Annotated in this window: 15 protein-coding genes and 1 tRNA gene; 12 read left to right on the top strand and 4 right to left on the bottom strand. The window is 59.3% G+C overall.

Annotated elements, in window-relative coordinates; translation table 11 throughout:
• Positions 1–81 precede the first annotated feature (81 nt).
• The 4 genes from serS to ACRQ1B_RS08010 all read left to right on the top strand — a co-directional run bounded on the left by serS (position 82) and on the right by ACRQ1B_RS08010 (position 4,587).
• Complete coding sequence (gene serS / locus ACRQ1B_RS08025; RefSeq protein ID WP_432293096.1) at positions 82–1,362, top strand: serine--tRNA ligase; 1,281 nt, start codon at positions 82–84, stop codon at positions 1,360–1,362.
• Between the two features lie 11 nt (positions 1,363–1,373).
• Complete coding sequence (gene surE, locus ACRQ1B_RS08020) at positions 1,374–2,132, top strand: 5'/3'-nucleotidase SurE (RefSeq protein WP_432293095.1); 759 nt, start codon at positions 1,374–1,376, stop codon at positions 2,130–2,132.
• Positions 2,133–2,173: 41 nt separating this feature from the next.
• Positions 2,174–2,815, top strand: coding sequence for a protein-L-isoaspartate(D-aspartate) O-methyltransferase (locus tag ACRQ1B_RS08015; protein ID WP_432293838.1), 642 nt, complete (start codon positions 2,174–2,176; stop codon positions 2,813–2,815).
• Between the two features lie 155 nt (positions 2,816–2,970).
• Positions 2,971–4,587: a peptidoglycan DD-metalloendopeptidase family protein gene (locus ACRQ1B_RS08010; RefSeq protein ID WP_432293094.1), complete on the top strand. Its 1,617-nt coding sequence runs from the start codon at positions 2,971–2,973 to the stop codon at positions 4,585–4,587.
• Positions 4,588–4,650: 63 nt separating this feature from the next.
• Here ACRQ1B_RS08010 and ACRQ1B_RS08005 read toward each other — a convergent pair whose 3' ends face one another.
• Positions 4,651–5,523, bottom strand: a complete 873-nt coding sequence (locus tag ACRQ1B_RS08005) for an ATP-binding protein (RefSeq protein ID WP_432293093.1) — start codon at positions 5,521–5,523, stop codon at positions 4,651–4,653.
• A 201-nt stretch (positions 5,524–5,724) separates the two neighbouring features.
• On the opposite strand from ACRQ1B_RS08005, the gene yajC reads away from it, so the two are divergent.
• The 4 genes from yajC (at position 5,725) to ACRQ1B_RS07985 (ending at position 8,008) form a co-directional block, all read left to right on the top strand.
• On the top strand, positions 5,725–6,081 hold the full coding sequence (yajC, locus tag ACRQ1B_RS08000) for a preprotein translocase subunit YajC (RefSeq protein ID WP_432293092.1): 357 nt from the start codon (positions 5,725–5,727) through the stop codon (positions 6,079–6,081).
• Between the two features lie 48 nt (positions 6,082–6,129).
• The gene (locus tag ACRQ1B_RS07995; RefSeq protein WP_432293091.1) at positions 6,130–6,516 is read left to right on the top strand and encodes an Mth938-like domain-containing protein; all 387 of its coding nucleotides are present in this window, start codon (positions 6,130–6,132) and stop codon (positions 6,514–6,516) included.
• Between the two features lie 22 nt (positions 6,517–6,538).
• A complete protein-coding gene (locus tag ACRQ1B_RS07990; protein WP_432293090.1) occupies positions 6,539–7,393 on the top strand; it encodes a phytoene/squalene synthase family protein in 855 nt (284 codons plus the stop codon).
• Between the two features lie 144 nt (positions 7,394–7,537).
• On the top strand, positions 7,538–8,008 hold the full coding sequence (locus ACRQ1B_RS07985; protein WP_432293089.1) for a hypothetical protein: 471 nt from the start codon (positions 7,538–7,540) through the stop codon (positions 8,006–8,008).
• Between the two features lie 87 nt (positions 8,009–8,095).
• Here ACRQ1B_RS07985 and trmFO read toward each other — a convergent pair whose 3' ends face one another.
• The 3 genes from trmFO to ACRQ1B_RS07970 all read right to left on the bottom strand — a co-directional run bounded on the left by trmFO (position 8,096) and on the right by ACRQ1B_RS07970 (position 10,221).
• Positions 8,096–9,499 carry a methylenetetrahydrofolate--tRNA-(uracil(54)-C(5))-methyltransferase (FADH(2)-oxidizing) TrmFO gene (gene trmFO / locus ACRQ1B_RS07980; protein ID WP_432293088.1) on the bottom strand — a complete coding sequence of 468 codons (1,404 nt, stop codon included), beginning with the start codon at positions 9,497–9,499 and terminating at the stop codon, positions 8,096–8,098.
• Positions 9,500–9,674: 175 nt separating this feature from the next.
• Complete coding sequence (locus tag ACRQ1B_RS07975; RefSeq protein WP_132273419.1) at positions 9,675–9,818, bottom strand: DUF1127 domain-containing protein; 144 nt, start codon at positions 9,816–9,818, stop codon at positions 9,675–9,677.
• A gap of 256 nt (positions 9,819–10,074) precedes the next feature.
• Entirely contained in the window at positions 10,075–10,221 is a 147-nt protein-coding gene (locus tag ACRQ1B_RS07970; RefSeq protein WP_112731279.1) for a DUF1127 domain-containing protein, read from the bottom strand.
• A 737-nt stretch (positions 10,222–10,958) separates the two neighbouring features.
• On the opposite strand from ACRQ1B_RS07970, the gene ACRQ1B_RS07965 reads away from it, so the two are divergent.
• The 4 genes from ACRQ1B_RS07965 (at position 10,959) to ACRQ1B_RS07950 (ending at position 14,872) form a co-directional block, all read left to right on the top strand.
• Positions 10,959–11,043, top strand: a tRNA-Leu gene (locus ACRQ1B_RS07965).
• A gap of 164 nt (positions 11,044–11,207) precedes the next feature.
• On the top strand, positions 11,208–12,689 hold the full coding sequence (tig, locus tag ACRQ1B_RS07960) for a trigger factor (protein WP_432293087.1): 1,482 nt from the start codon (positions 11,208–11,210) through the stop codon (positions 12,687–12,689).
• 347 nt (positions 12,690–13,036) lie between these two features.
• A complete protein-coding gene (locus tag ACRQ1B_RS07955) occupies positions 13,037–13,165 on the top strand; it encodes a hypothetical protein (protein ID WP_432293086.1) in 129 nt (42 codons plus the stop codon).
• Between the two features lie 84 nt (positions 13,166–13,249).
• A complete protein-coding gene (locus ACRQ1B_RS07950; RefSeq protein ID WP_432293085.1) occupies positions 13,250–14,872 on the top strand; it encodes an ABC-F family ATP-binding cassette domain-containing protein in 1,623 nt (540 codons plus the stop codon).
• Positions 14,873–14,898: the final 26 nt, after the last annotated feature.

Raw genomic sequence — 14,898 nt, 5'->3', positions numbered from 1 at the left:
AGCTCAGGCCGGAGCAAAACTCACGGCCGAGCCGGCTGGCGCGGCCCATACCGATACCCAGACCGATGACGTGGAACGACGATGCTCGATATCAAGTGGATCCGTGAGAACCCGCAGGCGCTCGACGCAGCCCTTGCCAAGCGTGGCGCCGAGCCGCAGTCCGCAACCCTCGTGGCGTTGGATGAAAAGCGCCGCGCGGTGATCATGCGCCTGCAGGACATGCAGTCCCGTCGTAATGCCGCTTCCAAGGAAATCGGCGCCGCCATGGCGCAGAAGAGCATGGAACTCGCGGAAAAACTGAAGGCCGAAGTCGCCACCCTCAAGGACGCCATGCCCGCCGCCGAGCAGGAAGAGCGCGAAGTCAGCGCCGCTCTCGATGACATGCTGTCGCGCATTCCGAACATTCCGCATGACGACGTGCCGGTCGGCAAGGATGAGAACGACAATATCGTTGCGCGCGTGGTTGGCGAAAAGCCGCGCTGGAACCATCCGGCCAAGGAACATTTCGAAATCGGTGAAGCCCTCGGCTACATGGATTTCGACCGTGCGGCAAAACTTTCAGGCTCGCGTTTTACCGTTCTGACCAGCCAGATGGCGCGTCTTGAACGTGCGCTCGGCCAGTTCATGATCGATCTGCACACCGGTGAGCACGGCTATACGGAAGTCTCGTCGCCGCTGATGGTGCGTGACGAAGCCATGTACGGTACCGGCCAGCTGCCGAAATTTTCCGAGGACCTGTTCAAGACCACCGATGGCCGTTGGCTTATCCCGACCGCTGAAGTGACGCTGACCAATCTCGTGTCGAACGAAATCCTCGATCAGGAAAAGCTGCCGCTGCGCTTCACCGCGCTGACGCCGTCCTTCCGTTCGGAAGCCGGATCGGCCGGTCGCGATACGCGCGGCATGTTGCGCCAGCATCAGTTCTGGAAATGCGAACTCGTTTCGATCACCGATCAGGAAAGCTCGCTGGAAGAGCATGAGCGGATGACCGCTTGCGCCGAGGAGGTGCTGAAGCGTCTCGGTCTGCATTTCCGCACTATGACGCTGTGCACCGGCGACATGGGGTTTGGCGCACGGAAGACGTATGACCTTGAGGTCTGGCTGCCGGGCCAGAACACCTATCGTGAAATCTCGTCCTGCTCGGTCTGCGGTGATTTCCAGGGCCGTCGCATGAATGCGCGTTATCGCGGCAAGGATGACAAGGCGACCCGTTTTGTTCACACGCTGAACGGTTCTGGTACGGCTGTCGGCCGCTGCCTGATCGCGGTTCTGGAAAATTACCTGAACGAAGACGGTTCTGTCACAATTCCGGATGCACTTCTGCCCTACATGGGCGGCCTTACGAAAATCGAAAAAGCATAAGGCCTGGAAAAATGCGCATTCTCCTGACCAATGATGACGGCATTCACGCGGAAGGGCTGGCGGTTCTCGAACGGATCGCCCGCCAGCTTTCCGACGATGTCTGGATCGTCGCGCCGGAAACCGACCAGAGCGGTTTTGCCCATTCGCTGACCCTGTCGGAGCCGCTCAGGCTGCGCAAGATCAGCGACAAGCATTACGCACTGCGCGGCACGCCGACCGATTGCGTCATCATGGGCATGCGTCAGGTGATGGGCGGCAAGCCGGATCTGGTTCTGTCCGGCGTCAATGTCGGTGCAAACCTTGCTGATGACGTTACCTATTCCGGCACGGTTGCCGGTGCGATGGAAGGCACGCTGCAGGGCGTGCGTTCGATCGCACTCAGCCAGGCCTATGTGAAGCAGGATGGCGCCAAGGTCGTTCCGTGGGAAACAACCGAAGCCCATGCTGTCGGCGTGATCCGCAAGCTGCTTGAAGCCGAACTGCCGGCCGGCACGCTGCTCAACGTCAATTTTCCGGCCTGTGCGCCGGATGAAGTCGCTGGCATCGAGGTGACTGCGCAGGGCAAGACCGATTTCGATCTCGCTGTTGACGAGCGCAAGGATGGCCGCGGTTTTCCCTATTACTGGCTCTATTTTGCGTCGCGCGCCGGTCGTCCGGGCGAGGGCACGGACCTCAACGCCGTGCGCGAAAACCGTATTTCGGTGACGCCGCTGAAGCTGGACCTCACCGATTATTCGGTGCAGGATCAGTTGACGAAGGTTCTGGGCTGAAGCCCTGCGTTTGGTAACGGAGTAGCCGCTTGAAGCCGGGAATGGTCGAGAAGGAAGGGTTTGCGGCGCTCGTTCTGCGTCTCAGGGCTGAGGGTATTTCCGATCTCGATCTCCTGACGGCGGTGGAGCAGACGCCGCGCTCGCAATTCGTGCCGGCACAATATTCCGATGCCGCCTATTCCAGCCGTACCGTTCCGATCGATTGCGGCGCCTTCATGGAAGGGGCAGACCTTGCCGTGCGCATTCTGGCGCGGCTGCAGGTCAAGCCCGGCCAGCGCGTGTTGGAGATCGGTACTGGCAGCGGTTTCATGACGGCCGTCATGGGCCGTATGGCCGAACGCGTTCTTTCCGTCGAACGTTACAAGACCTTGGTTACGCAGGCACAAGGGCGGATCGATGCACTTGGCATTCGCGGTGTCGTCATCCGTCAGGCGGATGGCGGCAACGGTATGCCCGGCGAGGGCACTTTCGATCGTATTCTGGTCACAGCCGCTTTCCCGACAATGCCAAGGTTTTATGCGGATCAATTGACGCATGGCGGATCGATGCTGGCGCCTCTTCTGATGGAAGACGAAACCTGCATGATGGTGCGTCTGACCAAGACAGGTAGCCGTTTTGAGCGGGAGGATCTTTTTACGGTTCCTTATCTGCCGCTCGTGCCGCACGTCGCCGCGCAACTGTGATCTCTCCCTCATGGCGGGTGAGTCTTTGTTGCAACACATCCGACATGGTTATCAATTTGACAAAAATAAACTGAGTTTTCGCCAGCTTTAACCCGACGGTAAGACTAACGCGCTTTAATCAATCTCACTTGGTTGCGTCACGAGTAGGTCGGGTTATGCGTTTTCAGAGTTCATACAAAGTCGGAAAATCGAGCTTGCGGTTTGCTGCTTTGGCCTTGCTGGCAAGCGCCGCAACAGGCTGCAGCTCTGATGCCACGCGCTTCGATAATCTGTTTTCCAAAACGGACAATATGTCGACTGCCTCCATCCCGCAGCGGCAGGGTGGTGGTGCCTATGGTCAGGCTCCAATCCCGCAGGGCGATTTGAACGGTGGCGGCATGTCCGCGCCGATGGCCAACAACAATCAGTACGGCAATGGCGGTTACCAGAATAACGGTGGCTACCAGAACAATGCCGGTTACCAGGGTAACGGCGGGTATCAGAACAATGGTGGTTACGGTGGCGGCATGTCGCCGGCGCGTGCCGCTTCTGCACCGAGTAGCATCCAGCGTTCTGAGCTGGCCGCGCCTTCGGCAGGTTCCGAGCCGGCAAATCGTCAGCAGGCAATGGCGCAGCCCATGCCGGCCAACCAGCAGAATGCCGGCCTTGCGCCGCGTTCGCCTAGCGCACCGTCTGCCGACAATGTCGTGACCAACACTACGAAGTCGACATCCGGCTGGACGACGGCCAATGCCCCGAAGGTGACGGTCCGTCCCGGCGAAAGCGCTGCCTCGCTCTCCAAGCGTTACGGCGTTCCGGAAAAGGAAATTCTGAAGGCGAACGGCGGCAAGGTTCAGGCCGGCCAGATCGCCGTCATCCCGACCTATGGCACGCCGCGCAATGCTGCGAAGGCGGCAGCCGACGGCACGGATCTGGCCCGCGAAGGCCAGACGCCGCTGCCGCAGCAGCAGTCCGAGCAGAAGGTTGCCGTGCTTCCGGGCGCTCAGGCCGCTCGCGACAAGGCACAGGGCGAAATCGGCAAGCTGACGCCCCCGAGTGGTGGCAAGCCTGTCGGTGGCACCTACACGGTCAAACCGGGTGACTCGCTTGCCAAGATCTCGCGCGCCACCGGCACGCCGATCGACCAGTTGAAGGCGGCTAACGGCCTTTCGACCGAAAACATCCGCATCGGCCAGACGCTGACGCTGCCGGGCGCAGGTTCCGACACGCTGAAGACTGCATCCATCCCGGCCCAGCCGGCTGTGGCCAAGCCTGCCGCTCCGGCCAAGGCCGAGACCGCATCGGTTGCTCCGCAGCAGGCTGCAAAGCCCGCCGAACAGGCGCCGGCCGCTTCGGCCAGTGTTTCGGATGTCGAGAAGAAATCGGACGTTGCATCGATCTCGCCTGCATCCACAGGCATCAGCAAGTATCGCTGGCCGGTCAACGGCGCGGTCGTCGCCGGTTACGGCGCCAATGTGAACGGCAGCCGCAATGACGGTATCGATATCTCGGTTCCGGAAGGCACGCCGATCAAGGCCGCTGAAAACGGCGTCGTCATCTATGCCGGCAACGGTCTGAAGCAGCTGGGCAACACGGTTCTGGTGCGCCACGACGATGGCAAGGTCACCGTTTACGGCCATGCCGGCAGCATCAATGTCAGCCGTGGCCAGAAGGTCCAGCGCGGCCAGACGCTCGCCGCTTCCGGCATGAGCGGCGATGCCAAGCGTCCGCAGGTCCATTTCGAGGTTCGCAAGGATGCGACCCCGGTCAACCCTGTCACTTTCCTTGAGTAATGTAGTGCGTTTCAAGGATGTACGAAAAAGCCCGGTTATGCCGGGCTTTTTTGCGTCTGGGATTTATTTCCCGGTGAGCGGTTTGCGCAGGCGGCCAGCGAGGTCCTGGATGTATTGCCAGGCGACACGGCCGGAGCGACCACCGCGCGTGGTTGCCCATTCCAGAGCCTGATGATGCAGTGTCTCGCGATCGAGCCCGAGATCGAAATGGTCGGCATAACCGTCGATCATCGTCAGGTAGTCGTCCTGGCTGCACTTGTGGAAACCGAGCCAGAGACCAAAACGGTCCGAGAGCGACACCTTTTCCTCGACCGCTTCGGATGGGTTGATGGCCGTCGACTGCTCGTTCTCCATCATGGTGCGCGGCAGGAGATGGCGGCGGTTGGAGGTGGCGTAGAACAGCACATTGTCCGGACGGCCTTCGATGCCGCCGTCGAGCGCCGCCTTCAGCGACTTGTAGGCGGTGTCGTCATGGTCGAAGGAGAGGTCGTCGCAGAACAGGATGACGCGCTGTTCGGACGCCTTCAGTACGTCCAGAAGTGTCGGCAGTGTGGCGATATCCTCGCGATGCACCTCGATCAGCTTGAGCGCAACGGCGCTTGCCTTGCGCACATCTTCGTGAACGGCCTTCACCAGAGACGATTTTCCCATGCCGCGCGCGCCCCAGAGAAGCACATTGTTCGCCGGGTAACCTTCGGCAAAACGCAGGGTGTTTTCATGCAGGATATCGCGCACATGATCGACGCCGCGGATCAGCGTCAGTGCCACGCGATTGGGTCGTGGAACCGGCTGCAGATACTGGTTCGCCGGCACCCAGACGAAACAATCCGCGGCATTCCAGTCATTTACGGCCGGTGGTGGGCCTGCCAGCCGCTCCAGCGCATTGGCAAGGCGACGCACTTCGGCCAGCAACAGGGCAGTGTTCGGATCGGTCATTTCGGCCTCCGGGCGGTGGTTTTTTGTGTATTCGACCGGCGGTAGCATGGCCTTTGATGCCTCGAAAGGGTAGGAGGCTTTGAAACGGTACGCCGAAAGGCCCCGCGACCCGGTGTCTCTGTTGCATTCGGGGCGGTGGTTACTATATTTCGGCGGCCTTTACGGCTTTCTACGCGTATCGCGTCAATCTGGGAGTTATCGATGTTTATTTCCGAGGCATTTGCCCAAGCCAGTGGTGCAGCCCCCGCAGCCGGCGGCGCATTCGGCTCCGGCCTTGAAATGCTTTTCCTTTTCGCACCGCTCATGGTCGTCTGGTACTTTTTCCTGATCCGCCCGCAGCGCGCCCAGATGAAGAAGCGTCAGGAAACCCTGAATGCGATCCGCCGTGGTGACCAGGTCGTCCTCGGCGGCGGCATTGCCGGCAAGGTGACCAAGGTCATCGACGACAACGAAGTCGAAGTCGAAATCGCCGAAAACGTCCGCGTTCGCGTTCTGCGCTCCTACGTCGCCGAAGTCCGCGTCAAGGGCGAGCCGGTCAAGACAGAAGCCGCGAAGTAAGACATTCAATCCGGCGCGTCGCGATATCCAGCAAGGACATCCTTTCCGATGAAACCTCTACAGATTCGCGACGCACATTTTCCGGGCCGCGCCGAGATCGACGTTTATGGCAATGGCGGTTTCCGCTTCGCCGACATGTCGCATCGCGGGTCGATCCTCTGCCTTCCTTCCGGCATTTATGGCTGGGATTTTGCCGAAGGTGACCCGCTTGACCCCGCGGCGTTCGAGAAGGTGCTGGCCGATGCCGGCGAAATCGAATTCCTGATCCTCGGCACCGGCAAGGATTTGCGACCTATACCGAAAGCCCTGAAAGCGGTGTTCAATGAACACGGTATTGCCTCGGACCCGATGAATACCGGTGCTGCGGTTCGCACCTACAATATCATGCTGATGGAATCGCGACCGGTGGCGGCTGCCCTGATCGCGGTCGACTGAAACGCATAAGGGACAAGGCTCCGTGAGCGCATCGGGCGAAGCCATTTCAGACATCTGCCTTACGACCTTGCGCGGTACCGACCGCGATCGTTATCTCGCCTGCCTGCTTTCCCCGGAAGACAAGCGCGATGCGTTGGCGGCGCTTTATGCCTTTAATGCCGAGATCGCAAAAATCCGCGATGTCATTCGTCAGCCGCTGGCTGGTGAGATCCGTCTGCAATGGTGGCGTGGCCAGTTCGAGGAAGGTCCGAACGAAGAGGCGGAGGCAAACCCGGTTTCGGCTGCGCTGTTCGCAGCGGTCGAAAAATACCGCCTGCCGCGCCAGACATTTATCGACATGCTCGATTCCCGCATTTTCGACCTCTATGACGACCCGTTTCCGGATCGCAATGCGTTGGAAGGCTACGCCGGCGAAACCGCTTCGGCGCTGATCCAGCTTGCCGGGCTTGTTCTTTCCCCTGCAGAAGCCGCAGCGTCCGCGACGGTTGCCGGTCATGCGGGGGTGGCGCATGCCATATCGGGCGCGTTGCTTCTGATGCCGAGCCATTCGGCGCGTGGCCAGCTGTATATTCCGCTCGATATCCTTTCCGCCGTCGGGCTCGACCGCGAAAAATTTCTGGCCGGCAATGACAAGGCTCGGATTTCCGCCGCCATAGAAGCTTTTGCGGGCCTCGGCCTCGATCATCTGAAAAAGGCGCGGGCAGGCGGCAAAATCCCGGCAGCGGTCATGCCCGCATTCCTGCCGGCAACAACGGCGGATGCCGTTTTGAAGAAAGCGCAGAAGCTGGGTGCAGGTGTTTTGCAGCAACCGCTGCTGCCACTGCAATGGCGTCGACAATTGCGCATGGTAACGGCAATGATGCGCAGAAGCATCTGACCAGCCTGATCGTCGCTGACTTTTGTCGGCCGGCAACATTTCTGCTAAACTTTCCGGATTATCTTCGCAGGACCAAGCTCGCACAAGCCTGATGCGCTAGTGCCGAAAAGCTCGCGAGGTTGCGGGCTGTTTTCGGGAGGAAAGATGAGCCTCGTCAGTTGGTTGATCATCGGTGTGGCGGTTATTGCGCTGGCCTATTACGTCACGCGCATGGCCAAGGATCGTGAAGATGGCGAACGCCATGATCCAGGGCTCGCCATTCTGGAATTCGGCCGCGCCTTTCCGACGGAAGCGATCCGCGCCCTTCACGAGACGGTGGACGGCAATGCCGTCTTCATTCGCCTGCATGACGGCAAGGCGGGTGTGATGCGCAATTACGGTCGTCACTATTCCTGCCATGTCATCGAGCCCGGACGGGCGCGCGCAACGAGCACGGTGGATGGCAAGGGTTTTGTCATCGAGTTTCTCGATGCTCCGACGCAGAATGGTGAATTCAGCTTTCCAAGCCATGAGATTGCCGCCGAAGTGGGCCTGTGGCTGCTTGGCAATTATGTCAGTGCAGAAGACAAGGCTGTTGCGGAAAATGCTAAGGCTGGCGAGCAGCCAACGGCCTGATGTGGTTTGACTGATCGATATGCAAGGAAAAGCCCGCGTCAGCGGGCTCTTTTCTGTTCGTGATCGATTTATTCCGCGGCCTGGAGTTTAACCGAGCCATTTCTTGCAGTCTTTCAGCGCACGGGCGGAGACCAGCTGGCGCTTCATGATCGTCTTGTCCTTGCCGCGAAAACGCTTCACGCCTTCCGGCTTGACGATCGAACCCGGCTCCAATTCCGGGAAAAGCCCGAAATTGATATTCATCGGCTGGAAGGACCGCTTTCCCGGCTCATCGTCGGACATGATGTGGCCGCCGGTAATGTGGTTGAGCAGCGAGCCAAGCGCCGTGGTCGCCGGCGGCAGCGATGGTGTTTCGCCCTTGCGCTCGGCGGCGGAAAAACGGCCGGCAAGCAGGCCGACGGCAGCGCTTTCGACATAACCTTCGCAACCGGTGATCTGACCCGCAAAACGCAGGCCCTTACGGCTTTTCAGCGTCAGCGAATTGTCGAGGAGGATCGGCGACTGGATATAGGTATTGCGGTGCAGGCCGCCAAGGCGGGCAAATTCCGCGTTTTCAAGACCCGGGATCAGGCGAATGATTTCCGCCTGCGCGCCGTATTTCAGCTTCGTCTGGAAACCGACCATATTGTAGAGCGTGCCGAGCGCATTGTCCTGGCGCAGCTGCACGACCGCATAGGCCTTGACGGTCGGGTTATGCGCATTGGTGAGGCCCATCGGCTTCATCGGGCCGTGGCGCAGGGTCTCGCGACCACGCTCGGCCATGACTTCGATCGGCAGGCAGCCGTCGAAATAGGGTGTGCCTTCCCATTCCTTGAAACCGACCGTATCGCCGGCAATCAGCGCATCGATAAAGGCGTCATACTGCTCCTTGTCGAGCGGGCAGTTGATGTAATCCTTGCCGGTGCCGCCGGGACCGACCTTGTCGTATCGCGACTGGTACCAGCAGACATCCATGTTGATGGAATCGCGGTGGATGATCGGCGCGATGGCATCGAAAAAGGCAAGCGCATCCTTGCCGGTTTCCGACTGGATGGCGCCGGCAAGATCCGGCGATGTCAGCGGGCCGGTGGCGATGACGGCAAGATCCCAGTCCTCTGGCGGCAGGCCGGTGACTTCCTCGCGGACGACCGTGATCAGCGGGTGTTCGTGAATGGCGGCGGTGACGGCATCGGAAAAGCCGTCGCGGTCGACGGCAAGCGCGCCGCCGGCCGGAACCTGGTTCTTGTCGGCGCAGGCCATGATCAGCGAACCGGCAAGCCGCATTTCCGCATGGATGACGCCAACCGCATTGGCGGTCGCATCATCGGAGCGGAAGGAATTGGAGCAGACCAGTTCGGCAAGGCCGTCGGTCTTGTGGGCATCGGTGCCGCGTGTGCCGCGCATCTCGTGCAGGATAACGGGAACGCCGGCCTGGGCGATCTGCCAGGCGGCTTCGGAACCGGCAAGGCCGCCGCCGATAACGTGAATGGGAGAGGGGAGCGTGTTTGTCATGGCGCGCTCATTATCATGCGCGCCTGCGCCATCCAACTGGAAAGCATTTGCCGATGGTGGCCGGTGGACAAGAAAAGCATGTCCCGGACATGCGAACGGCGCCACGTGAGCGCCGTCGAGGGGATGTCGGTCATTCGAAATCCCATGAACGCGGCCTCATGCCGCGAGGACAAACTTAACGGTAGGAACGGGCAGCAACGTTACGGATGTCGTAGCGCGTCAGGCCGATATCGGTGAGGGCCTGGTTCGACAGGTTGCCGAGCTCGTTCATGGTGCGGCGGTAGCTGATCCAGTTCTTGGCGATGCGGATCGGGTTCATGGTTTTCCTCAAGAGTTTTAAGTGCCGTATGCGTCGTGCACCGGCGGATGAGGGTCTTATACAACCGAGAAACAAGAATACGCAGTGCAAAAAATTGGCGACTGCCATGCAAATGTGCAGGATGATGAATAAAAAATATGCTTTGCTGCTTTGTCGCGCAGTGCGGGGCAAAATTGCGGCGAGAATAAAGCACAAAAAAAGCGCCCGGCGAGGGGCGCTTTTTTGTGTCCGTCAACGCCCTTGCGGGTAGCGGAAATCAGTTGCCGACGGCGGTGCGGGCAACGCGACGGATGTCGCCACGGCCGATGCCGAGGTCGTGCAGTTCGCGGTCCGACATGCGGCCAAGTTCGGTAACGGTCTGACGGTACTTGCGCCAGTTGGTGAGCGAGCGGGTGATGTTCATGGCCAGTTCCTTTTTTGTGCCTTGCCGGTACTTTTCTTGACCGACGTCAATTTCATGAGTTGGAATATAAATCGATTTAGTTCGCTGAACAGCGCTATTCCCGAAGGGTACCTATGCGCTTTGTGCAGGCCTGGTTAAATGACGTTAGGAGATTGTACAAAATAGCGGCAAATGCATCGCCATCTGATGGCGAATGCGGCAATCGACAGTTTTGCGGAACGAGAAACGCCCACCGGGGGAGGAGATCCGGTGGGCGTCGGAGGAAACGACCAGCGACCGGGAGGAGGAGGATCGCTAGTCTATCGAGGCGGCGCTTGGGAGGAGGAGATGCGCAACCCCGAATTCTGTTCGCAGGCTAATGCCCGAGGGCAATTTGATGTTTCCATCCGGCTGCCAGCCATGCAAGCGCCATGTGTCGCTTGCATGGCTGTGTTATAAACGATTGATGCGGGATGTGCAGTGCAAACTCGGAAAGCAAGACATGTCGTTTGCGCATGGCTTTTTGGTAAATACCGCAAAAACCTGCAAAGCTGTCGGGATGGCTTGAAGCTGATGTGCTGCCCTACGGCCCGGCCCCGGGATGCATCGGCTTGCGTTCGGTGCTATGTAATCCCGTTTACCGGCGCCGTTCAGCCGTGCAAAACCTGTCATTTTTCCTTTGCGTGTCTAAAAACGGGTGATATAGAGACGCGCGCTCCGGAAGGCCTCATCTGAGGATTTTCGTCGCGGTTCGGTGCGCGGGTATGGTGAAATTGGTAGACACGCCAGATTTAGGTTCTGGTGCCGCAAGGCGTGGGAGTTCAAGTCTCTCTACCCGCACCAGAGCCGCGGAGTTGGCAGTCGGAGCCTTGTTTGGCCGTAGAACTGCTGTTGCTCCCCGGTTGCGTCCGAGATTGTATCTGAAGCCACGGCCGGCAGTGTTTCCGGGACCGTGCGATCGAAACCACGGCGATGGCAGTATCGCCGTTTGATATGAAGGTTAGACAATGCAGGTTACCGAAACCCTCTCCGAGGGCCTGAAGCGCGAACTCAAGGTCGTCATTCCGGCCAAGGACATGGAAGCGCAGATGAACGTGCGCCTCGCCGACGCCAAGGATAAGGTCCGCATCAACGGCTTCCGTCCGGGCAAGGTGCCGGTCGGCCATCTGAAGAAGATGTATGGCAAGTCGATCATGGCTGAGCTCGTCAACGAGATCGTCCGCGACCGCCCGAACCAGATCCTGTCGGATCGTGGCGAAAAGTCCGCGACCCAGCCTTCGATCTCGATGACCGAAGACGAAGCCGAAGCCGACAAGATCCTGAACGCTGAGGCCGATTTCGAATTCAACATCGCTTACGAAGTCATTCCGCCGATCGAACTGAAGCCGACAAACGGCATCAAGGTCACGCGCGAAGTCGTCGAGGTTTCGGAAGACGAAGTCAACGAGCAGATTCTCAAGATCGCCGAAAGCGCCCGTTCCTACGAAACCAAGAAGGGCAAGGCCGCCGAAGGCGACCGCGTCACCATGAACTACCTCGGCAAGGTCGATGGCGAAGCTTTCGACGGCGGCGCTGCCGAAGATGCCGAACTGGTCATCGGTTCCAACCGTTTCATCCCGGGCTTCGAAGACCAGCTGGTCGGCGTCAAGGCTGGCGATGAAAAGGTCATCACGGTCACCTTCCCGACCGAATACCCGGCTGCCAACCTGGCCGGCAAGGAAGCCACTTTCGACATCACCGTCAAGGACGTCGCTGCCGCTGCCGACCTGGAAATCAACGACGACCTCGCGACCAAGCTCGGCCTCGAATCGGCTGACAAGCTGAAGGAAATTGTTCGCAGCCAGATCGAAGGCCAGTACGGCAACGTCACGCGCCAGAAGGTCAAGCGTCAGATCCTCGACCAGCTCGACGAACTCTACAAGTTCGACGCGCCGCAGGGCCTCGTCGATGCCGAGTTCGAAAACATCTGGCGCCAGATCAACACCGACCTCGCTCAGTCCGGCAAGACGTTTGCCGACGAAGACACGACCGAGGAAGAAGCCCGCGCCGAATACACCAAGCTGGCTGAACGTCGCGTTCGTCTCGGCCTCGTCCTCTCCGAAATCGGCGAAAAGGCCGGCGTCGAAGTAACCGAAGAAGAAATGCAGCGCGCGCTTTACGCACAGCTGCAGCAGTTCCCGGGCCAGCAGAAGGAAATCCTCGATTTCTTCCGCAACACGCCTGGCGCTTCCGCTTCGCTGCGCGCTCCGATCTTCGAAGAGAAGGTCATCGACAAGCTGCTGTCCGAAGTTGACGTCACCGACAAGACCGTCAGCAAGGAAGAGCTGATGGCCGACGACGAGGAAGAAGGCGCTGAAAAGCCGGCAAAGAAGGCTGCTTCCAAGAAGAAGGCCGCTGCCAAGGCTGACGACGCCGCCGAAGGCGAAGAAGCCGCTCCGAAGAAGAAGGCTGCTCCGAAGAAGAAGGCCGCTGAAGACAGCGCCGAATAATCCTTTTCCGGATAGACATCACGAAGGCCGGGTTGGAAACAGCCCGGCCTTTTTCGTGTTTTGGTGGTGGGTTGCATCGCCTACATATGCTTGCAATTAATCTGGCTGATTGTCGTTTTTTGCTGAGGCGTGGTGATGGATCTCATTCACAACGAACGAATAAAATATCTGGCTGCCGCCGCTGACCGAGCGTCCACTGCATGTCTGGTCGTCGGTGTTCTAAGTCAGTTTGCCTCGTCTGCTGGTTGGCAGATGTCCTGGTCAGCAATCGGTGCTACAATAGTGTGGCTATCGGCTGCCATACTGCTTCATATGGCGGGCAGGTTTGCTCTGGGAGGGCTAAGGTCATGACGTCAGCCTCGTTCTTTTTCTGGTATGTACTTCCCTTGATTATCGCTGCAATCGGCTGGGGCGCTGCGCTTTATTCCCGCTACAGCGAACGAAAGACGCGGCCCGATCGCCATGCGGCCGAATGACGTTGTCGGCGGCATAAAACCCCGCGACTTTCTCCGCCCCGCATGACATAAGGCAGCCGATTTCCCTTTTCCGAACCGGCAGCCATGATCCGCATCGAAAACATCAGCAAGTCGAACAGCCACCGCATTCTCTTCATCGAGGCGACCGCAGCCCTCAACAGAGGCGAAAAGATCGGTCTGGTTGGCCCGAATGGCGCCGGCAAGACGACGCTGTTTCGCATGATCACCGGCAGCGAAGAGCCGGATGAGGGGCAGGTCTCCGTCGATAAAGGCGTAACCATCGGGTATTTCAATCAGGATGTCGGCGAAATGTCCGGCCGCAGCGCCGTGGCGGAAGTCATGGAGGGGGCCGGTCCCGTCAGCATCGTTGCGGCAGAGCTGCGTGAGCTGGAAGCCGCCATGGTCGATCCCGATCGCATGGACGAGATGGATCAGATCATCGAGCGTTATGGCGATGTGCAGGCGCGGTATGAGGAACTGGACGGTTATGGCCTCGAAGGCCGTGCCCGCGAAGTTCTCGATGGCCTGAGTTTTAGCCAGGAAATGATGGACGGCGATGTCGGCAAGCTTTCCGGTGGATGGAAGATGCGCGTGGCTCTGGCTCGCATCCTGCTCATGCGCCCCGACGTGATGCTGCTCGACGAACCGAGTAACCATTTGGACATCGAAAGCCTGATCTGGCTCGAGGCCTTTCTCAAAGGCTATGACGGCGCATTGCTGATGACCTCGCATGACCGCGAGTTCATGAACCGTATCGTCGGCAAGATCATCGAGATCGATGCGGGTTCGCTCAATTCCTATTCCGGCGATTACGGTTTCTACGAGGAGCAACGTGCCCTCAACGAAAAACACCAGCAGTCGCAGTTCGAGCGGCAGCAGGCGATGCTGGCCAAGGAAATCAAGTTTATCGAACGGTTCAAGGCGCGCGCCAGCCACGCATCGCAGGTGCAGAGCCGTGTGAAAAAGCTAGACAAGATCGAGCGCGTCGAACCACCGAAACGCCGTCAGACGGTGGCTTTCGAGTTCCAGCCGGCACCGCGTTCGGGCGAGGACGTGGTCAACCTCAAGGGTGTGCACAAGGCTTATGGCAGCCGCACGATCTATGAGGGTCTCGATTTCATGATCCGGCGCAAGGAGCGCTGGTGCATCATGGGCATCAATGGTGCCGGAAAATCGACGCTGCTGAAGCTGATTGCCGGTACAACGGATGCCGATCAGGGCACGGTGGCGCTCGGCGCCAGCGTCAAGATGGGGTATTTTGCGCAGCACGCCATGGATGTTCTGGATGGCGAGCAGACCGTGTTCGAATGGCTGGAAAGCGAGTTTCCGCGCGCAGGGCAGGGCTCGCTGCGGGCGCTGGCAGGCTGCTTCGGTTTTTCCGGTGATGATATCGAGAAGAAGTGCCGGGTTCTTTCCGGTGGTGAAAAGGCGCGTCTGGTGATGGCGGCGATGCTGTTCGATCCGCCGAATTTTCTGGTTCTCGACGAACCGACCAACCACCTTGATCTCGACACCAAGGAAATGCTGATCAAGGCGCTGTCGGAATATGAAGGGACGATGCTGTTCGTCAGCCACGACCGTCATTTCCTGTCGGAACTGTCCAACCGTGTTCTGGAGCTGACGCCGGAGGGCATTCACCAGTATGGTGGCGGCTATACCGAATATGTGGAGCGCACCGGTTACGAGGCGCCGGGCCTGCACGTCTGATCGAGCTTTGAGGAGAATCAAAAAGG

Source organism: Endobacterium panacihumi, assembly GCF_050847465.1.
Taxonomy (GTDB): domain Bacteria; phylum Pseudomonadota; class Alphaproteobacteria; order Rhizobiales; family Rhizobiaceae; genus Neorhizobium; species Neorhizobium panacihumi.
Note: the sequence above shows the minus strand (reverse complement) of the source record. Positions and strands in the feature narration are given on the sequence as shown.